Annotated in this window: 20 protein-coding genes and 1 tRNA gene; 9 read left to right on the forward strand and 12 right to left on the reverse strand. The window is 60.4% G+C overall.

All coding sequences use genetic code 11. From position 1 onward, the window contains the following. Positions 1-59: 59 nt before the first annotated feature. Positions 60-623 carry an RNA polymerase sigma factor gene (locus BMZ66_RS12770; protein WP_092673700.1) on the forward strand — a complete coding sequence of 188 codons (564 nt, stop codon included), beginning with the start codon at positions 60-62 and terminating at the stop codon, positions 621-623. 297 nt (positions 624-920) lie between these two features. Beyond that, a complete protein-coding gene (locus BMZ66_RS12775) occupies positions 921-1,316 on the forward strand; it encodes a BLUF domain-containing protein (protein WP_092673702.1) in 396 nt (131 codons plus the stop codon). 149 nt (positions 1,317-1,465) lie between these two features. Here the strand turns inward: BMZ66_RS12775 and BMZ66_RS12780 are convergent, their stop codons facing one another. The 6 genes from BMZ66_RS12780 to BMZ66_RS12805 form a co-directional block, all read right to left on the reverse strand. Next, on the reverse strand, positions 1,466-2,191 hold the full coding sequence (locus BMZ66_RS12780) for a peptidylprolyl isomerase (protein ID WP_092673705.1): 726 nt from the start codon (positions 2,189-2,191) through the stop codon (positions 1,466-1,468). 67 nt (positions 2,192-2,258) lie between these two features. After that, positions 2,259-3,185: a manganese catalase family protein gene (locus tag BMZ66_RS12785; RefSeq protein WP_092673709.1), complete on the reverse strand. Its 927-nt coding sequence runs from the start codon at positions 3,183-3,185 to the stop codon at positions 2,259-2,261. A gap of 153 nt (positions 3,186-3,338) precedes the next feature. Then, entirely contained in the window at positions 3,339-4,514 is a 1,176-nt protein-coding gene (locus tag BMZ66_RS12790; RefSeq protein ID WP_092673712.1) for a zinc dependent phospholipase C family protein, read from the reverse strand. A 365-nt stretch (positions 4,515-4,879) separates the two neighbouring features. Further along, the gene (locus BMZ66_RS12795) at positions 4,880-5,419 is read right to left on the reverse strand and encodes a CinA family protein (protein WP_092673715.1); all 540 of its coding nucleotides are present in this window, start codon (positions 5,417-5,419) and stop codon (positions 4,880-4,882) included. 83 nt (positions 5,420-5,502) lie between these two features. Beyond that, a complete protein-coding gene (locus BMZ66_RS12800; protein WP_092673719.1) occupies positions 5,503-6,828 on the reverse strand; it encodes an APC family permease in 1,326 nt (441 codons plus the stop codon). 143 nt (positions 6,829-6,971) lie between these two features. After that, the gene (locus tag BMZ66_RS12805) at positions 6,972-8,270 is read right to left on the reverse strand and encodes a metal-dependent hydrolase family protein (protein WP_092673722.1); all 1,299 of its coding nucleotides are present in this window, start codon (positions 8,268-8,270) and stop codon (positions 6,972-6,974) included. Positions 8,271-8,342: 72 nt separating this feature from the next. Here BMZ66_RS12805 and BMZ66_RS12810 point away from each other — a divergent pair, with 72 nt between their 5' ends. From BMZ66_RS12810 to BMZ66_RS12820, 3 genes are all read left to right on the forward strand, one after another. Beyond that, positions 8,343-8,597, forward strand: a complete 255-nt coding sequence (locus tag BMZ66_RS12810; RefSeq protein WP_092673725.1) for an acyl-CoA-binding protein — start codon at positions 8,343-8,345, stop codon at positions 8,595-8,597. 100 nt (positions 8,598-8,697) lie between these two features. Next, positions 8,698-9,738, forward strand: coding sequence for a hypothetical protein (locus BMZ66_RS12815; protein ID WP_092673728.1), 1,041 nt, complete (start codon positions 8,698-8,700; stop codon positions 9,736-9,738). Positions 9,739-9,831: 93 nt separating this feature from the next. Next, positions 9,832-12,471, forward strand: a complete 2,640-nt coding sequence (locus BMZ66_RS12820; RefSeq protein ID WP_143080190.1) for a T9SS type A sorting domain-containing protein — start codon at positions 9,832-9,834, stop codon at positions 12,469-12,471. A gap of 86 nt (positions 12,472-12,557) precedes the next feature. On the opposite strand, the gene BMZ66_RS12825 is transcribed toward BMZ66_RS12820, so the two are convergent. Together BMZ66_RS12825 and BMZ66_RS12830 are read right to left on the reverse strand one after the other, a co-directional pair. Continuing rightward, on the reverse strand, positions 12,558-12,788 hold the full coding sequence (locus BMZ66_RS12825) for a CDGSH iron-sulfur domain-containing protein (protein WP_092673735.1): 231 nt from the start codon (positions 12,786-12,788) through the stop codon (positions 12,558-12,560). A 103-nt stretch (positions 12,789-12,891) separates the two neighbouring features. After that, positions 12,892-13,419 (reverse strand): GNAT family N-acetyltransferase, encoded by a 528-nt coding sequence (locus BMZ66_RS12830; protein WP_092673738.1) that lies wholly within the window; start codon positions 13,417-13,419, stop codon positions 12,892-12,894. A gap of 116 nt (positions 13,420-13,535) precedes the next feature. Here BMZ66_RS12830 and BMZ66_RS12835 point away from each other — a divergent pair, with 116 nt between their 5' ends. After that, positions 13,536-14,003, forward strand: a complete 468-nt coding sequence (locus tag BMZ66_RS12835; RefSeq protein ID WP_092673741.1) for a hypothetical protein — start codon at positions 13,536-13,538, stop codon at positions 14,001-14,003. 12 nt (positions 14,004-14,015) lie between these two features. Here the strand turns inward: BMZ66_RS12835 and BMZ66_RS12840 are convergent, their stop codons facing one another. Then, the gene (locus BMZ66_RS12840; RefSeq protein WP_092673744.1) at positions 14,016-14,486 is read right to left on the reverse strand and encodes an STAS/SEC14 domain-containing protein; all 471 of its coding nucleotides are present in this window, start codon (positions 14,484-14,486) and stop codon (positions 14,016-14,018) included. Positions 14,487-14,609: 123 nt separating this feature from the next. Here BMZ66_RS12840 and BMZ66_RS12845 point away from each other — a divergent pair, with 123 nt between their 5' ends. Continuing rightward, entirely contained in the window at positions 14,610-15,233 is a 624-nt protein-coding gene (locus tag BMZ66_RS12845) for a deoxynucleoside kinase (protein WP_092673747.1), read from the forward strand. Positions 15,234-15,436: 203 nt separating this feature from the next. On the opposite strand, the gene BMZ66_RS12850 is transcribed toward BMZ66_RS12845, so the two are convergent. From BMZ66_RS12850 to BMZ66_RS12860, 3 genes are all read right to left on the reverse strand, one after another. Then, positions 15,437-16,126, reverse strand: coding sequence for a DUF2461 domain-containing protein (locus BMZ66_RS12850; RefSeq protein WP_092673750.1), 690 nt, complete (start codon positions 16,124-16,126; stop codon positions 15,437-15,439). A 98-nt stretch (positions 16,127-16,224) separates the two neighbouring features. Then, the gene (locus tag BMZ66_RS12855) at positions 16,225-17,049 is read right to left on the reverse strand and encodes an MOSC domain-containing protein (RefSeq protein WP_092673753.1); all 825 of its coding nucleotides are present in this window, start codon (positions 17,047-17,049) and stop codon (positions 16,225-16,227) included. A 125-nt stretch (positions 17,050-17,174) separates the two neighbouring features. After that, positions 17,175-17,804, reverse strand: coding sequence for a hypothetical protein (locus tag BMZ66_RS12860; RefSeq protein ID WP_092673756.1), 630 nt, complete (start codon positions 17,802-17,804; stop codon positions 17,175-17,177). 213 nt (positions 17,805-18,017) lie between these two features. Between BMZ66_RS12860 and BMZ66_RS12865 the strand changes: the two genes are divergently transcribed. After that, positions 18,018-18,090: transfer RNA gene (locus BMZ66_RS12865), tRNA-Lys, on the forward strand. A gap of 168 nt (positions 18,091-18,258) precedes the next feature. After that, a complete protein-coding gene (locus tag BMZ66_RS12870) occupies positions 18,259-19,332 on the forward strand; it encodes a DUF2806 domain-containing protein (RefSeq protein WP_092673759.1) in 1,074 nt (357 codons plus the stop codon). Positions 19,333-19,394: the final 62 nt, after the last annotated feature.

Raw genomic sequence — 19,394 nt, forward strand, 5'->3', positions numbered from 1 at the left:
CTGCTTGCTTACGAGGCTTCTTCGTTTGTCAGTGCGGTGCGTCGCTCTCTTCTTCTCCCATGCGTCCCCAGTCCCCTCTGCCTGCGCCTACTCCTACTCCAGAGGAAACAGCCCTTGTGCAGCGCCTACTGGCCCGCGACGAGCGAGCCCTAGGGATTCTGCACGCACGCTACGCCGATTCGCTTCTGGCTGTCATTCGGCGCTTGGTGCGCGACGAGGGCCTGGCTGAAGACCTGCTGCAGGAAGGCATGTGCAAGGTGTGGGCCGGCCTAGCTAGCTACGACCCTCTGCGAGGGCGCTTGTTTACGTGGATGGCCCGGGTTTGCAGCAACCACGCCATCGACTCGCTCCGCAGCCAGTACAACCGCTTTCAGAAGCGCACATCTCCGCTGGAAACTAGCGCTGCCCAGCATGCGGCCGACCCAAGCGCTTTCAACCCCGAGCACCTTGGCGTGCGCACCTTGCTGGACGACCTGAAGCCCCAGCAGCGCGAAGTGATGGACCTGGTGTTCTTCGGCGGCTGGACCTACGCCCAAGCTGCCGAGCAGCTCGGCATTCCGGTGAACACGGCGAAGACCCGGGCCCGCGCTGCACTGTTGGTGTTGGCGCGCCGCGCCCGCTAACGCCACCTGCCTGCCTTGGGCAGCAGCTTGCTGAAGCAGGCAACAATAAAATAAGTGAGCAATTTCTTGCTTAAGCTTACCCAGCAGAGCCCACAGGACTTTTTAAAGCGTCAGATTGAGCCTAACCAAACGGTTCTAGTGCTTTGCCAGCGCGGGTTAGCGGAGCCGTAAAACGACGCGACAAGCTCATTACGAAATACTAAGAGAAGGCTTCGGCCCGGGCTGCAAAACCTTGTTTTTGGGCTTGCTTTTCAAGGAGGCGAATTCTAGTTTTGGAATCTGGCTTATTCCAATTTCATGCACCATATTGTTTACTCAAGCAGGACCATTTATCCGTTCAACGAAGCCGATTTAAAGTACCTGATGAATCAGTGGCGCGCCAAAAATGCTCGGTTGGATGTCACGGGGGTACTGCTGTACAGCGAGGGTGATATCATGCAGGTGCTGGAGGGGCCGGCCGCTGCAGTGCAGGGAATATTTAAAACGATTGCCGCCGACGTTCGCCACCAAGCAGTAATAAAACTCAGCGATGGCCCCGTGCAGGGCCGCGCGTTTGCAAACTGGTCGATGCGCTTTCGGGCCGTTGATACAGATGATTTTGAGCGTTTCGTGCAGCAAACGAAAGCCGCTTCACAGTACGGCGACACTCTGGCGCCATTACTGGAAGTGTTTATGGCTCCGGAGGCCTGGTAGCCCTAGTGAAGCTGCCCGATATTACAGCAGCTTGTTGCCGCTAAAGCCACTAAAACTGCTCGACAGGCGCGAAGGCGCGAACTACAAAGTTCGCGCTACTGATGCTCGAAAGGACCCAAAAATGCGAATGAGCGGCAGCATTCGTGTGGCTACTTCACTACCTCAACTTTGATGGGAATGTCCTTCACCGGCCACTTGTCGGACTCCACGGGCTCATTGGCAATTTTGTCTATCACGTCTTGGCCTTCGATAATTTCTCCAAACACGGTGTACTGGCCGTCGAGGGAGGGCACGCCGCCCACGGTGGCATAAGCCTTGATTTGGGCAGGGGTAAGCTTGCGCCCGGCCATGGCCTGCGACTGGTTTGGGTCGAGCTTTTCACCCACCACGAAGTAAAAATCGGTGTTGGAGGAGAGGCGGCCGGGGTTCTGCTCGTCGTCGTAGCGGGCCATGCCCAGTGAGCCTTTCTTGTGGAAGTGCTCGGCCTTGATTTCGGGAGGCAGGCGGTAGCGCCGCAGCCGGATGGTGCGTGAAACGTAGGTTTGCCCGCCCTGCACGGCAAAATCCTTCACCACGCGGTTGAACATGGTTTCGTTGAACACGCCTTTGCGGGCCAGCAGCAGAAAGTTGGCCTTGTGAATCGGGGTGTCGTCGTAGAGCTTCACCCGAATGTTGCCCAGGCGGGTGCGCACCAGCACCTCGGAGCCGGGGTGCTCGCGGCCGTAGGCCAACAGGGCGGCCGGGGCGGCGCTGTCGGTGAGGGTGGCCAAGTCGGGTCCGGGAGCAACGGGCGCCGTTTTGGGGACTTCAGTAGCTGGCGGGGCCTGGTTGCAGGCCGCCAGCAGCGCCAAGCCAACGAAGAGAAAGCGTTTCATGGCACAAAGTAAGCCCGGCCCCGCACTTAGGCGGAACCGGGCTAAAATTATAATGAAGGCCCGTATCTTATTTGGGCCGGTAGGTGTTAAGGTCCTTGCTCAAGCCTAGTTTCTTGGCAATGTCGGCAAACATCTCGGGGTCAAAGTTGTCCTCGCCGGGCGAGTTCAGCTGGGGCTCCTCTTCCAGGATGGGGTAGGGCACGCCTTTCTTGGCGCCCTGCACCATCACCAGCTCGGAGCCGTCTTCGGGGTGCTTGCCGTTCCAAATAACGCCGGCTTCCATGTAGGCGTTGGGCGAGAAGGTATACAACTCCCGGTGCAGGCCGTGCTTCATGAAAGCTTTGGCTTCGGGAAACTTAGCATTCGACAACGTAGGGATGGGCATGAGTTTTTTCACGTCCACGCCGGTCAGTTTTTCCAGGGCCAGGGCGTAGGCGTACACGTGCAGGCCGCCGCGCACCAGCAGGTAGCCCACCATGGTGCGGGCGCAGGGGTCGGTCACCATTTCGTACACGCGCATCTTGTTGGCACGGGCGCCGCATTCCAGAAAGAAGTTGTGCAGCAAGTCGAGGCGCAGGTTGCCCGAGCTGAATACGTTGTCGCCGGTCCAGGGGCGGCCCATCGAGTCCATGGGCAGCGCGGCTTGGCCGCTGGCAATGAAGTGGTGGGTGTTGCGGGCGTCGGCGGCGCCGGCCAGCGGGCCAGACACCGGGTCGGGGTTGCGTTCGCTCACCCCGGTCAGCAGCAGGTTGATGGCGTAGCTCACGGCCTCAATGTGCGAGTACTCTTCGGCCGCAATGGCGGCGGTCAGGGAGTAGAACGGACGAAGGCGGTCGCGGCCCCGGAAGTTGAACGACTGGAACGTGTAGTTCATCAGCGTGCTCATCTCTCCGAATTTTCCTCCCAGCAGCTCCTGGATGGCGGCGGCATCATTGGCCGATGGGTTTTTGGGCTTTGGCAGGTCAAGAGCCAGCTCATCAAGTCGCAGTATCATAAGCGGAAAGTGGTAGGGGTGAAAATGAAAATCCGGCCCCGCAACCGCGACACCGGATTTTCTTACGTCTACTTTTTCAGCTTGGCTATCAATATTTTAATAGCCTCAACCGTAGATGAAAGCTGCACGCTAGCTAACGCCCACAGACCGTGGCTAGTTTGGCGCGTCGCTCTTCTGCTTAATCTTTTCGGTGCCGGCCGGGCCTTTGCTTTTCACCTTCAGCTTGTCGATGACCGGGGCAGGAGCATCGTCGTCGTCATCATCGGCCGCTGCTGCCTTGCGTGTTGCGCCGCTTTCTTTGGCTGCCTTGATTTCGTCGGCTACTTCTACTTTCTTCTCTTTCTGCTGGGCCAGCAGCATTTGGTCCTGGCTTAGGCTGTTGCGCTTCCAGGCGGCCAGCTCGTTGGTCAGCTTCTCTTTTTCTTCCTTGGTGGGCTTGCCCTGGTGCATCAGCTCGTTGAGGTTGGGGCGGCCGCCATCTTGCCAAGCCGTGAGCCAGAGCGAGGAAATCATGGTGGGGGCACCTTTCAGGCGGAAGTTAACCATGCCGCCCACCGCTTTTTCGTACTCGTCGGCAAAGGCGTCGGAGTAGCGGCGCGAGGTTTTGCCGTAGCGGTGCGAGAAGGTGAAGCGCACGTCGGGCTTCATCACTTTCTCAATCTTGCTGGCTCGGTCGAAGGTTTCGCCCACGAAGCCATAGCTCTCTTGGATGACGCCCCACACGGCGGCCAGCGGGTCTTTCACGTACTTGGCCGGCTCGCCCACCAGCTTGTAGTCGTTGATGAACCGCTCGGGCAACTGGCTTTCCCAGAGGCTGTGCAGGCCCTTCTGGTCGGTGAGCTGGCCGTCGTAATTAATGGTGGTGTGCAGCGGCACAAACGCATCGCCCATGTAGTGGCTCAACTCGGCCGAGTACTTCACAATGTTGATGGTATCGCGCTGCTTGAAAGCTTCCGTGAGCTTGTTCTTGGTTTCGAGGATAACCCACGGCACTGTGCCGTATTTCTGCAGGGTATCGGCCGAGAATTTCTCGGCGGCCTTGTCGTACTGCCGGGGCATCCGGCCAAAGGGGTTGTCTTCGGAGTAATGGTCGATGTCGATGAAGTGCTTGGGCGCTTCGGTGGGGTCGGTGTTGCGGCGCTCATCGGGTGCCGTACTCAGGCGCACCAGCTCCGCCATGTGGCGGTAGTAGAACGCCTGCATCGACGCCGGCAACTCATACACCGCGACCTGCGTGATGGTGCGGTGGCCAAAGAAACCCCAGGCGCCAGCGGTGCCGTGGGCAAGCATGAGGGCCGCAAGCAGCAGCGGCAATAAGGTTTTTTTCATGATAAATGGAAAGATTGCCGGGTGAGGTATAGTTGCCCTCCCCAAAGTTCGGCAATGGCCGCGACATTCAATCACCCCATCGTTTACACGTTGATTATTAGGCCTGCACGGCTCTTTCCTTTCAGCAAACAAGTGCCTTTTACGGAATAGACTTATTCCCAAAGAAAAAGTAGTCCCTTCTTGACCGTCCTGTCGAGCGCAGCCGAGACATCTCGCTTGTCTCGTTGCACCGATTGGATTGCTACCCCACGCGAGATGTCTCGGCTGCGCTCGACACGACGGTCTCTTTATTCAGAAACAAGTCGAGTACCGCTCCGATGAAATGCTAAGGCTATATCTCAGCCGCGGCCTTAGTTCATGCATGTCTACGACAGGTCGACCAAGTGTTTTTTGCTGGGTAGGGGAGCCCCGTCAGCATCTTGCCGGCGCTGTAGCAGCTCCGAGAGCTTGGTGTAGATAAACCCTGCGGCTTGCTCGCGCAGCTTATCGGCGTTGCCCTCAAATACCTCGCGGTATTCGTAGGCCTGGCCTTCCAGCAAAATCGTGACGAACATAGTGCCCACCGGCTTGTCAGGAGTTTCGGACGCGCCCGGGCCGCAGAGGCCGGTTACGGCTACGCACACATCGGCCCCTGGCAGGTGCTTATGCAGGCCCTGGGCCATTTCGTTGGTGGTTTGCTGGCTCTCGGCAGAGTAGGTCTTGATGGTTTCCTTGCGCACGCCCAACAGCTTCTGCTTGGCCTCGACGTGGTACGTAACCACGGAGCCGAGCAACACTTCGCTTACCCCGGTGGCGGGCGCTAGCTGGGCCGCCACCAGGCCGCAGGTGCAGCTTTCAGCCAAAGCCAGCGTTAACTTGTGCTGAAGAAATCGCTGAACGAGGGCATTAATATCGGCTGGCTTCATAAATAAATTAGGAGGTGAGTAGGCCGATGCATACGCACCCTGCAACGGCTTAGGTTGCGGCCGAGCTTAGCCTGACTTACCGTCTATTCGGCTACGGTGGCGCTTTTTCTGGCCCAGCGCCACAGCGGCCAGGCCCCGGCCACCAGGGCCAGCGCTACCAGGGCGTGCCCCGTATCGGACACGGCGTTCATAACTAGAAACGCCACCGACAGCGCCACCAGCAAGCCCGTGCTCCACGGGTGGCCCCACGCCTGAAAATCGCCGGGCTGGGCCGGTTGCAGGCGCCGCAGCTTAAACAGCGCCGCGAAGCCCACCACGTAATATCCCACAAACAGCACGCTGGTGATGGCCTCCAGCTCGGCCACGGTGCCGCTCAGCAGCAAACCCAGCGTGAGCACTCCCGCTACCACGAGCGCCGGGCGGGGCGTGCCGCCGCCGTGCACGCGCGCCAGCCGGGCCGGCAAGTGCCCCGCCCGACCCAGCGCAAACAATACCCGCGTGGCCATCAGCAGCACCGAGTTGAGCACGCCCACCATGGCCACCACGCCCAAGGACAGCACCAGCTTTCGGCCCAGTGGCCCAAACAAGGTAGCCGCCAGTTCTGCCAGCGGCAGTTCCGAACCCTGGATGGCGCCAAATGGCAGGACCCGCAGCAGGGTGGCGTTCAGCACAAAGTAGAGCCCCAGCACCGCCGCCACGCCCCAGAGCAGCGCCCGCGACAGCGTGCGGCCCGGCTGCGGCGTTTCCTCGGCGAAGTAGATGGGCCCGTACCAGCCATCGTAAGCAAACACCACCACTTGCAGGGCCGCCACCACGCTCACGGCCGTGAGGCCAGCCGCGGGCGTAACCCGTGCCACAACGGGGGGTGGGCCCGGCAGCCAGGCGCTGGCCACCAGCAGCCCCACCACGCCCAGCAGCAAAACAGCCGCCGTGATTTCCTGCGCCCGGCTGCCCTCGCGCAAGCCCCGAAACTGCACCAGGCACAAGGCCAGCACGGCCAGCACCGCTAGCCAGGTGGGGCCGTGGGGTATGGCCAAGGGCAGCAGTTGGGCCAGGTACTCGCCCAGCAGCAGGGCCACCAGCGCGCCGGTCACGCAGCTGCTGGTCCAGTCGGCCCAGGCCACCGCTACGGCCGGAAACTCTCCAAAGGCGGCCTCGGCATAGGCGTACCAGCCGCCGGCCTGGGGCAGGCGGCCGGCCAACTCCGCCATGGTGTTTGCGGCCAGCAGCGTGTAGAGGCCGCCCACCACCCATAGCACCAGCACTGGACCGGGCCCGCCCAGCGCCCGCGCCAGTTCGCCGGGACTAGTGAGAACCCCAGTGCCCGCCGTACCGCCCACGGCCACCGCCAAACCAAAGCCCAGGCCCACCAAGCGGCGCAGCCCAGCAATGCGGGAAGGAGTTTTCATTTAACAGGTAGCATTTAACAATTGACAATTAGCGGAGTCCAGTCGCTACACATACACGCTGCTCGCTGATGACAGCTTCCTGCCCAAACTGAACTGGTAACTACCAATTGTTAAATGCTAATTGTTAAATGTCAATTGATAAATCAGTCTTGGCGGTAGGTTACGCCGGCCTTCATCACGAAAACCGGACGCATCATGGCTGAAATATCCTGGAGTGGGTTGCCGTCGACGGCAACGATGTCAGCAAATTTGCCGGCTTCCAGCGTGCCCAGGTCGCTGCTGCGGCCTAGCAACTCGGCGGCACTCAGGGTGGCGCTGCGGATGGCTTCTGCGGCGGGCATGCCGGCTTCGGTCATGTAGCCGAACTCCAGCGCGTTCGCACCGTGCCGAAACACGGCGGCATCGGTGCCAAAGGCGATTTTCACCCCAGCCTTGTAAGCCCGCCCGAAGGTGCCCTGCAGCTTGGGGCCAATGGCTAGCGCCTTGGGCGTCACGAGTGGCGGGTAGTAGTTGGGGTTCTTCGCCGCCGAGTCGGCCACCGACTTGCCGGCCGTGATGGTGGGCACGTACCAGGTACCCATTTTCTTCATCAGTTTCATGGTTTCATCGTCCATCAGCGTGCCGTGCTCAATGCTGGTGACGCCGGCCCGCACTGCCCGCTTCATGCCTTCGGCGCCGTGGGCGTGGCAGGCCACGGCTAGGCCCAGGTCGCGGGCAGTTTCCACCACGGCTCGGATTTCGGCCTCGGTCATCTGCGGCGCCGAGCCGTCTTTGGCCACTGAAAGCACGCCGCCAGTCGAAGCTATTTTGATAAGGTCGGCGCCGCGCTTGTACTGCTCGCGCACCGCCTGCCGGCCTTGGTCGGGCCCGTTGATTATGCCGTCGGCCGGGCCAGGCACGCCCATTAGGTTGAGGCGGTAGCCGTTGGTGGGGTCCATGTGCCCGCCCGTGCCCGAGATGGCCTTGCCTGCCGTGATGATGCGCGGCCCCACCACCTGCCCGCGGTTGATGGCGTTGCGCAAGCTCACGTTCACACCCGAGCCGCCTAGGTCGCGCACCGTGGTAAAGCCTGCCATCAGCGTCTTGTTGACGTGGGCAATGGCCTCGTAGGCTACGTCGGCAGGGTTCTGGGTCAAATCCTTGACGAAGTTGTCTTTGCTGGTTTCGCCCTCCACGTGCACGTGGCAGTCAATCAGGCCAGGCATCACCGTGCGGTTGGTGAGGTTGACAACTTTGTCCTGGGGGCCGCTGGCGGCCGTATAGCCACTTTGCACGGCCACAATCCGGTCTTTCTCAACCACAATCGTTTGCTGGCTCCGCAGTTTGCCGCTGCGCACATCCAGCAGCTGGCCGCAGTGCAGGTAGGTTTTTTGGGCGAAAGCAGTCGGTGCGGTTAGCAACAGCGCCGCTGTAGCCCAGGCGTGAATAGATTTGCGCGTCATACGTTTGTCTTAATGAACTGCCAAGGTACAACGGCACTCAGTACTTAAAACAACAGCATTTTACCCATCCTCATGACCACACAAGAAGAATTCGAAGCAGCCAGCCAGCGCGCCCAACAGCTCCCCTCCAAGCCCTCCAATATGGTGCTGCTTCAGCTTTATGCCCTTTATAAGCAAGCCACCGAAGGCGACGTAACCGGCGACCGCCCCGGTGGTTTCGACTTCAAAGCCATTGCCAAATATGACGCCTGGACCGGCCTGCGCGGCACCAGCAAAGAAGCCGCCCGCCAGCAATACGTGGAGCTGGTGAACGAGCTGGCTGGGTAATTAATAGGGTAGGAGGGTGTGCGGGTAGGAAGGAGAGAGGTGAAAAGCAAACAGAATACCCCATACCCTCCTACCCCCATACCCTCCCGCCCTAAACACCATGGACATCTCCCGCAAAAAGCCATCGTACCCCCTCACGCCCGAGCTGCGCCAGTACCTGCGCACCTACGACCGGGAGGCCCCGCTGCCGGTTACCTACGACGAGCTGCGGCACTTCAGCAACTCCTTTCCGCTGCTCGACCGCACGGGTAAGGACACGCTCTGGCAAACGGTGTTCTTCGAGCCCCAGACCTTGCGCGAGCTCAGCCAGGGCCTCACGGAGGTGTATGCCCTGCTGAAAACCGCCGGTGACCTGTCGTTCAGCGAGCACCTCGTGGCCGACCGCATCGACTATTGCCAGTTCGGCAACTCCAACCCGTTTCGGGTGCGCATCGTCAACCAGTTCAACGACAACTACGACTACTTCTATGTGAAAAAGGCCGACGCCTCGCGCCTTTACGGCCTGGAGCTGGAGCACCTGCTGTCGCCGAATTCCATGAACTTCCTGGTGACCGGCGACACCCTCATCGAAGAGCACATCGCGGGCATTCCCGGCGACGATTTTATTCGTCTGCGCCTCAATCAGCCGCATATCAACCAGGTGCGCATTGCCAAGGAGTTCGTGAAATTCAACGAGCGGTGCTTTGTGCGCCTGCTCGGCGACATGCGCGCCTACAACTACGTCATCGATGTCACGCCCGACTTTGAGGACGAACAGTACCGCGTGCGCGCCATCGACTTCGACCAGCAGAGCTACGAAGGCCGCCGGGTGATGTACCTGCCGCAATTCTTTAAGGACAATGCCGAGGTAGTGGCCATGTGTGCCAAGCTCCTCAAGCCCGAAACTGTGCGCCAGTACCAAACCGAGGAGCGCGCCCTCATGGCCCGCCGCGCCCGCGCCGAGCGCCACCGCCTCCGCGACCTCCTCGACGTGATGCGCCGCCACGAACTCGCCCCGCCCGAAAAAGTGGAGCAGCTAAAAGCCGAACTCAACCGCGTCCACAAAACGGAGGCTTTCGAAAAGTGCGATTCCATGGGCGACATCGTGCGCCAGAACCTCTGGCTCATGCTGGGGGCCGGCGGCCGGGCTGAAGTTGGGTAGGGGCGGCGAAACGCTGCTCGGGCTAAACCCGTCGCTGCTGTTGGCCTTTTGCCTGTACCTTTCAAAGTATTTAATTCTTTCCTCGTCTACACCTTGAACAATTATTTCTCCAGAATCCTGCTGCTGTTTTTGCTTGGGTTGGGCCTGTGTGGTACGGCTCTGGCCACCACCCCACCCACAGGTCGCCCCCTAGCCGAAGTCCTCAACCCCGATGGCACCTTGAAGGCCGGAACCAACGGCTCCTTCGATGCCCGCGCCTTTCGGATGCGGACCGCGCCCGACGGACGGCCCGTATTCAGCCCGATGGGCACGACTGGGACCGGCGATGAGCGGTGGGCAGACGGGTTTGGGCTGCCCAATGGGGCTTCTGAGGTCGTGCAAACCGTGGTTCGGGCAGGAACCGATGTTTACATTGGGGGAAACTTCACGGCCGTTGGCAACGTAGCGGCCAATCGGCTGGCCCGCTGGAACGGCACGACGTGGAGCAGCCTGGGCACGGGCGCTGCCAACGGAGTGAACGCTGGTGTTCTGTCGTTGGTCGTGGCCGGCAACGGGGACGTGTACGCGGGCGGCTATTTCACGCAGGCCGGCGGGGCAGCGGCCAACAACATAGCCCGTTGGGACGGCACGGCGTGGAGCACCCTGGGCACGGGCGCCGCCAACGGAGTGAATGGTAATGTCAATGCGCTGGCTATAGCCGTCAATGGGGACGTGTACGCGGGCGGGCGCTTCACGCAGGCCGGCGGGGCAGCGGCCAGCAGCATAGCCCGTTGGAACGGCACGGCGTGGAGCAGCCTGGGCACGGGCGCTGCCAACGGAGTGAATGTAGATGTTCGTGCGCTGGCCATGGCTGGCAACGGGGATGTGTACGCTGGTGGAGGCTTCACCGTGGCGGGCGGGGTCGCCGCTGTTCGAGTGGCCCGCTGGAACGGCACGGCGTGGAGCAGCCTGGGCTCGGGCGCCGCCAACGGAGTGAATCTAGATGTCTGTGCGCTGGCTATAGCCGTCAATGGGGACGTGTACGCGGGCGGCTATTTCACGCAGGCCGGCGGGGCAGCAGCCAACAACATAGCCCGTTGGAACGGCACGGCGTGGAGCAGCCTGGGCTCGGGCGCCGCCAACGGAGTGAACGCCGGTGTTCTGGCGTTGGTCGTGGCCGGCAACGGGGACGTGTACGCGGGCGGGCGCTTCACCCTGGCCGGGGGCGCTGCCGCCGGTGGAGTGGCCCGCTGGAACGGCACGGCGTGGAGCAGCCTGGGCTCGGGCGCCACCAACGGAGTGAACGCCGATGTTGTTGCGCTGGCCGTGGCCGGCAACGGGGCCGTGTACGCGGGCGGGGGCTTTACCCTGGCCGGCGGGGCAACAGCCAACCGGGTGGCCCGCTGGAACGGCACGGCGTGGAGCAACTTAGGCACAGGGCCCGCCAACGGGGTGAATGGTTATATCAATGCGCTGGTCGTGGCCGGCAACGGGGACGTGTACGCGGGCGGCTATTTCACGCAGGCCGGCGGGGCAGCGGCCAACAACATAGCCCGTTGGAACGGCACGGCGTGGAGCAGCCTGGGCTCGGGCGCCGCCAACGGAGTGAATAGCTACGTTAATGCGTTAGCTATAGCCGTCAATGGGGACGTGTACGCGGGCGGGAACTTCACCCAGGCCGGCGGGGTCGCCGCCGGTGGAGTGGCCTGCTGGAACGGCACGGCCTGGAGCAACTTAGGCACGGGCCCCGTCATTGGGGTGACCGCTGGGGTGGTCGGCGGGGTCAATGCGCTAGCTATAGCCGGCAACGGGGACGTGTACGCGGGCGGGGGCTTTACACAGACCGGTGGGGAAGTCCCCGGTGGAGTGGCCCGCAGGAACGGCACAGCCTGGAGCAGCCTGGGCACGGGCCTTGCCACCGGGACATTCAGTAGCTACGTCTTTGCGTTGGCTATAGCCGTCAATGGGGACGTGTACGCGGGCGGGAACTTCACCCAGGCCGGCGGGGTCGCCACCGGTGGAGTGGCCCGCTGGAACGGCACGGCCTGGAGCAGCTTGGGCTCGGGCACCGCCAACGGGGTGAATGGTTATATCAATGCGCTGGTCGTGGCCGGCAACGGGGACGTGTACGCGGGCGGGCGCTTCACGCAGGCCGGCGGGGCAGCGGCCAACAGCATAGCCCGTTGGAACGGCACGGCGTGGAGCAGCTTGGGCTCGGGCGCCGCCAACGGGGTGAATGGTAATGCCCGTACGCTGGTGTTGGCCGGCAGCGGGGATGTGTACGCTGGTGGTGGCTTTACCCGAGCGGGCGGGGTCGCCGCCGGTGGAGTGGCCCGCTGGAACGGCACAGCCTGGAGCAACTTAGGCACGGGAAACAATGATATAATATTCAGCATGGCTACTGGGCCAACTGGCAAGCTTTACATCGGTGGGGATTTTACCGCTACCGGCGATGGCAGCAAGGTAATGGTCAACTTCGGTATCTACGACCCCAACGCGCCCCTAGCCACCAAAGCCACGGCTGCCATGCCCGCCGCGCAGCTCTTTCCCAACCCAGCCCACGGCACGGCCACCCTGCGCCTGCCCGCCAGCACGCCCCGCCTGCCCCTCACCCTTACCGATGCGCTGGGCCGCACCGTGCGCTGCTACCCCGCCCCGGCCGGCCCTGACGCCGCGCTGGACCTGCGCGGCGTGCCCGCCGGCGTGTACGTGGTGGGCTGCGGTCAACTCACGCAGCGTTTGGTAGTGGAGTAGGGGGTGTAAACCCGCTTTTCTTCGGCAGCAAAAAGCCCGCTGGCCAATTGGTCAGCGGGCTTTCTGCTATTTGCGCGGATGCCGGATTATACGGCCGGCTTGGGCGCTGGCAAGTCAAACGCCGTGGCGTCGTGCTCGAAATGGCCTTTGTGCGAGCCGTCGCAAAACGGCTTCTGCTTCGAAAGCCCGCAGCGGCAGATGCTGACGCGCTGGCGCCCACCCAGCCCGTACGGCTGGCCTTGGGCGTCAACTATTTCGATGTCTTCACCCTCCACGCGGAGGGCGCCATTGGAGAGAACGGTGAGTTTAGTAGCCATTTTTTAGAGTTATGAGTTTGAAAAGATGAATGCTTAAAGGGTGCACACAAAAGCATGAGGTGCAAAAACAGAAAATATTAATTGAGCAACTGCCAGTGCCCTCTTACAGCGCTTTCCGCATGATGTAGTCGTTCATGAAATACGGCCCGATGGGCACGTCTACTTCCCGGTGACGGGCAAAGCCGCGCCGCTCGTAAAACGCAATGGCGGGGTTGTAGCGGTTCACGTTCAGGTCCAGAAACTGGCCGCCGGCTTCGCGGGCCGCGTTTTCTACGGCCTCGATGAGGTGTACGCCCAAGCCCTGGCCCTGGCGGGTGGGCAGCACGTAAATCTTGTGCAACTTGAAGCCCGAGCCCCCGTCTTCCTCAGCCGGTTGGGGGCTGAAGGACGCAAAGCCCGCGGGCTCGCCGGCCACGTAGGCCAGCAGAAACGAGTGGTGCTGCTCGGCCATCTGCCGCTTAAGGGAAGCCGGCGTATAAATCACGCGGTACATGTAGTCAATCTGCTCGCGCGAGATGATGAAACGGTACGTGGGCTCCCAGGTAGCCTCGGCCAGCTGAATGATGGTGGGGATGTCGTTGAGCGTGGCGGGCTCAATGCGCGGCGGCGCGGTTGGGGCGTCAGAAGTCATAAGCTGCAAAACACGAAATTGCGGCGAAAAAAATGAAACCAAACCGCCTGAATGAATACGGTTGGCCCATTCCTTGCGTTAAAGCCCCTGTTCTTGTTTTTCTTACTTCCTTCTTTATGAAATCTGCACCTTTCTTTTTGCTGATGCTCGCGGGCCTGCCTTTCATCAGCGCCGCCCAAAACTCCACCTCGGATAGCATGCGCCAGCGCGGCGAGCTCACCGGCGCGCGGCCCTCCGGCGATTTGTTGGCCAAGCCAGGCGCCCGTGCCCAAGCAGCTCCCCGCCGCGCCGATTCCGACCCCATTCAGCAGCACTTACTCAACTCCGACGTGAACCTAGCCCGCGTGAGCGCCCACCAGCTGCCCGACCTCTACGAGCGGTTCATTGCCACCACCCGCGACGAGCGCCGCAAGTGGAGCTACCAGGACTGGGACAACGCCGGCGTGGTGCTCGCCCGCCTTAACCAGCGCTACGAGCAGGTTCGTACCGAATTGCCGCTGGAAGAGCGCCTGCGCGTTCGCACGTTCCAGGGCGAGTTTCACACCCTGCGCGGCGCCCGGCAGGTAAAAGACAAAGTGGAGTAGCCATGCCGCTGCTTATTGCTCGGGGAAAGACGCCGCTGGGCGGCTGTTCTCCGGGCATCTTTGTTGCCGCAGCCACGCCATGGCTAGGTCCAGGTCTTCAAATACCTCAATGGCCATGTGGGGGCGCAGGGCGTTAACGAAGGTTTGGCTGGCAAACCGGTTTTCGCGGTCGGGCGAAAACACGTAGGCCATGGCCTTTACGCCGGCCTCCAGCGCCAGCGGCAGCCATTCGTACTGCAGCCAGGGCAGGGCCTCGCTCCAATCGCCGCTGGTGTCGCTTTTGTCGTTGAGAATAAGCGAATACGCAAACTGGTCGCGCCAGTGGCTGCCCTGCTGCACGCCCTTCACAATTTCGGCCCCCGTAAGATGGCCGTGCCAACGCACGCACAGCAAGCCTTCGTCGGGAAAAATACTGTATTCGGCCAGCGCCGACCCTTGGTCGTCCTCGAGGGCAAGCAACTGAGCAGGAGGGGCGTTTTGCATGGCAGAAGGCATTGGTGGCAGGGATAGACCAAATATATACGACTGTTGATAAATAGGGTGGTATTCCGGCATGCTGCTACCTTTGGGGTTCTGCTTTTCTTTCGTCTTTTTCGTTCGTAGCGCATGCACATTGCCATCGTCGGCAACATTGGGGCTGGTAAAACCACGCTGGCTCATAAGTTGGCTCAGCATTTCCGCTGGGAAGTGTTTTTGGAAGATGTGGACGATAATCCTTATTTGAAGGATTTTTACCACGACATGCCCCGTTGGGCCTTCCACCTCCAGGTTTATTTTCTCAACGGCCGCTTCCGCCAAACCCAGCGCATCAAGGAGCTGCAAAAGGCTGGCAAAGGCATCATTCAGGACCGCACCATCTACGAAGATGCCCACATCTTCGCGGCCAACCTGCACGATTCCGGCCTGCTCGAAACCCGCGACTACAACAACTACTACGCGCTGTTTGAGTCGATGATAGACCTCGTAGCGCCGCCCGACCTGCTGCTCTACCTCCGCGCAGACCTGCCCAAGCTCATCAGCCAGATTGAGAAGCGCGGGCGCGACTACGAGAACAGCATCAGCATCGAGTACCTCAAAAACCTCAACGAGCACTACGAGAAGTGGATTAGCACCTACAGCGCCGGCCGCCACCTCATTGTAGATGTGAGCGACCTCGACTACGTCCGCAACCCCGAAGACCTCGGTACCATCATCGACAAGATTAACAACACGCTTTTTGGCCTATTCTAAATTCTCGCTAAGCATTGATTTACAATCAAGCAAAAGCCCCGCTTTCTGAATCAGAAAGCGGGGCTTTTGCTATTAAAGAATGATGTAGAGACGCCACACTTGGCGTCTCGGCGTCCGCGCCGCTAGGGAACGGCAGCCATCGTTCATGTACTGTTCAACGACGAGACGCGAACCGAAGGTCGGCGTAGCCAAGTGTCGCGTCTCTACAGTCCGTTCTCTTGGGCTGATGGCAATGCTTCATTAAGAAAATTCACTAACGGCCGCGCCGCCGCAATGCCCGCCACCACCTGCGTCACAAAGCCAGGCGCCAGTACTTCCGCATCGGAGTAGAAGCGGCCCACGCCGTAGGTTTTGAGCCGCAGCCAAGCCAAATCTGGGTCATCGGCCGCGTAGCCGCGCGGCGGCCGCGTCAATTGCGGGCCTGTGGTGTCAAGGCCCGCCGGAAAGTGCTTCAGCAGCTCCGGAGCCTGCCGCTGCCGATGAAACTCCTCGCCGTTGTAATGAATCTCCTGCCGGATGGCCGCCAGCATGGCCGGGGTAGGGTGGAAGGTGCCCGCGCCCAGCCAGCTGCGCCCTTCCGGCTGAATGGCCAGGAAATAGCCCGCCCGGGGCGCGTGGCGGCCTCCCAACTTCAGGCCGGCTCCCATGCGCCGTTTGTAGGGTTCCGGGTCGCGGTGAGCCCGGTCGTTCTTGTGCAACCGAAACATGACATCGGCTGTAGTCAGGCCGGCCAAGTCGGGGTCAGAGACCGCAGCCTGGGTCAATACCTCGCCAACGAGCTTGGTGCAGGCTGCGCGGGCGCGCTGGTAGTCGGGGCGGTGTTCGGCCATCCAGGCCGTGGTGTTGTTGGCCGCCAGCCGGGTCAAAAAGTCAAGCAGATAATCCAGTTCCATGCAAAAGCCGGGCAGTGGGCCCGGCCCCGCACAACGCTGCCATAGCCGCCAGAGTTGCGCCCAGAAGCTCAATTACTTTAAGCTAGCCGAGTCTGACGCTACTTGTGGCTGAGCACGGTTAGCGCGTCGCCTACCCGCAAGCGGCCATTTCCCGGGCCGGTCACGTTTTGGCCAAATAGGGTGCTGTTCTCCACCTTGCGGTAGGTAGCCAGGGTGCGCAGCGGGTCGCCCACGGGGTTTTTAATGGCACTCTGCTGGTCGATGGTGGTGAGGACGCACCGCCCGCAGCCCCGCACCGCCCGAAAGGATACGCCGCCGATTTGAAAGTTCTCCCAGTGGTCGTCCTCGTAAGGAGTGCCGCCGCCAAATACCAGGTTGGGCCGGAAGCGGTTCATCAGGACGGGCTGGGCCAGGCGCGTGTTCAGGTCGGCCAGCGCTGCTTCGCCAATCATCAGGAAAGGGTAGCCATCGGCAAAGCTCACCAGCTGGCCTTCGGGGTTGTGCTCGGGCTCCACGTCGCGGCGCACCATGTCCGACATGTACACCAAGCGGCAGGAGCGGCCCAGGGCTTCAGTCATCCACTCATCGGCTTGCGGTGTGCCGCGCCAAGCCCACGCAATGTCATCCCAAATGGTGACGAACAGCGTGCGTTCCGGTGTGGCCTCGAAGGGAATGAACAGGGGCAGCAAATCGGGCCGCTGGCGGTGGGTAATCAGAAAGCCATTGTACGCCGGCGCCACGGAGAGCAGAGCCAACTCCGGCAGCTGCCGCTGGGTCATAAAGCGGTTGCGCTCGTCTACCAGCAGCCAGCGGCGGTCGTGCTGCAGCCCGCGAGCTGTCACATCGGCCTCGGCCACCGCAAAGCCGCCCAAAGATTTAACAGGATAAAGAAACAGGCCAGTAAGCGTGAGGGAAGCGGACATACCCACAAAAGTACCGGCCTGGTTTCATAAATGAGGTGCTGAGGCAATGAAATGATGTGGCGGCAAGTTTTAATTTCAACCCTGCTACTCAAGCAAAACGAGCCGCAAACCCGCTATTTTGCTCACTACTCCACCACCAGCAAATCGGCTTCGCGTACAAAAGCCTCGCCTTGCTGCCATTTTACTCGGTACCAAATGTCCTGGCGCCCCAGCACCAGCAGGCGGTCGCCCACGGCGGCCGTGCTCAGCCACGCTGCGCCGGCACTGGGCCCCGCCATCAGTACCGCTCCAGGGCGTGCCACTAGGCCTGCGGGCTTGGGCTGCAGGAAATGCAGGTAGGCACTCAGCAGCCCAACGTAGCCCGCATAGGCCAGCCAAGCCCCCCGCGGCCCCCGACGCCACAGCAGCCAGACGGCGCCCACTACGGCCCCGCCCAGCAGCACCTGCAAGCCAGGGTAGTAGTAACGATGGGCCTGCACACGCACTTCCTGCTGCCAGGTCATGGGATAACCCACTAGCTGGTGCTGCGCCGCCAGGGTAGCCAGCTGCCGCCACGTGCGCACCCGCGGCTGGCGGGCATAGGCCAGGCTCAGATACAGCAGCGTGGCCGGGTAGTGGCCCAGTTGCTGCTGGGCGTAGGCAAGCTTCAGCAGCAGCGCGGGCGAGGCCTGGCGCTGCTGCCACACCTGGCTTTTGTAAGCCGGCACAGACGCCGCGTACTGGCCGGCCGCAAACAGCGAATCGGCCCGCTGCAAACCCTCGGCAGTGCTCGCTGCCGGGAAAAGTGAAAATTTATTTTCGGGTTGCTTTGCACCCAACGCACAGATAGGCAGACTGATTAATCCCAGCAAAAGGGGCAATGCAGAAAGAGAAGAGACTTTTTTTTGAATCAAGGTTGTGTAGTTAGAAAGGTCGTCGTACTTTTGTGCCCACAAAAAAGGTATCGCCTTTTGAAGTGACAAGGTACCGATTCTGTAGCTCAGCTGGTAGAGCAGTACACTTTTAATGTACGGGTCCTGGGTTCGAATCCCAGCGGGATCACAAAAAAAGCCGTTTCCTCAGTGGGAACGGCTTTTTTGCTTTTGCCTAGGACAGTTTGTAGGACAAATAAGGCGGATTGCTTCTTAGAGTACCCGATTTGCCGGCTTACACTACGTCGTAGGGATGGTGAAAAAAGTTTGAGTAGCTTGTTCGCTCATTACCCTGAATATGTCTGACGAAGCCAAAGGTTCGCTTATCAATATTAAAGACGTGGCGGGGCTAAGTGAGCCCATTACGAAGCTCATTTCAACAATCGAGGCCGGCTGTGGCCGTTTGGCGAATGCACTGTGGCTAAACAAAAAAGACGCAGATAATGAAGCGTACCGCATTCAGCAGGTTGGGCAAGCAGAAACCCAATTACTGATTGAAAGAGCGAAGGCTATTGCGGGCCTTGCTGAGGGAGGCCAGTACGTCGATAAGATGGAGATTTCATTGGATAACGTCCAAGCCCAATTAGTAAATCATCCTCCCCAATCGGCCGCGTTGTTTGAGCGTTATTCTGAACGGGCAGCCTACCAGAATGCGATGCGCCAACAAAACATTGAGGCGGTTGTAGAAAAGGCCGCAGAGGTTCTAGCACATGGAGTAGCTGTATCAGACGAGCCAGTGAGCCAGGCATTCGTAAATAAGTATTTCCGTGCAGTCGAAGATGTATCCGAACCAGCTATTCAAGCGCTCTGGGGAAGAATACTGGCAGGTGAAGTCCAACAACCAGGAAGTTTTTCATTGCGAACGTTAGCCTTTTTAACAACTCTTACGCAAGAGGAAGCCAAGGACTTTGAACGACTATGCGCTCACGTTTGGCAGTTTCCTAGCGGAAAGAGATTGCCTATAATATTTTACAAGCATGATCCTTCTAGCATGGACCCTGGTCATGCAAGGCAGTTCAGATTCGAAACGCTAGCCCATTTAGCTGATATAGGTCTTATTGATTTCAGACCACAAACTGGGCCCTGGGCCCTAGCAGGCTTCAGTATTGGTGCTCCGGCGACCCAGATAGCCTATAATGGCTCAATGGTTATGGTGAGTGGTCTCCCTGGAAGAAAATTGTATAAAATCGCTTCAGGGAACGTGCTACTTACAAAAATCGGGGCTGAATTGGTGCCCATTTGCAAGCCTGCATACGATTATCAAATCATGGACGATGTTATGCAGGAATGGATGAGCAAGGGGTATACTTTCTCTAGCACTGTCCTTCAACCTGCCGGTAACGGTCCTGTTGATGGAAAAGGCCTCAAATGAGATAGGAGCGCTGTTCGATTTTCACCATTGGCTGTGAGCGGACGTTGCTTAGCTTACAGCAT

The sequence above is a fragment of the Hymenobacter arizonensis genome (assembly GCF_900115775.1).
GTDB classification, from domain to species: Bacteria; Bacteroidota; Bacteroidia; order Cytophagales; family Hymenobacteraceae; genus Hymenobacter; species Hymenobacter arizonensis.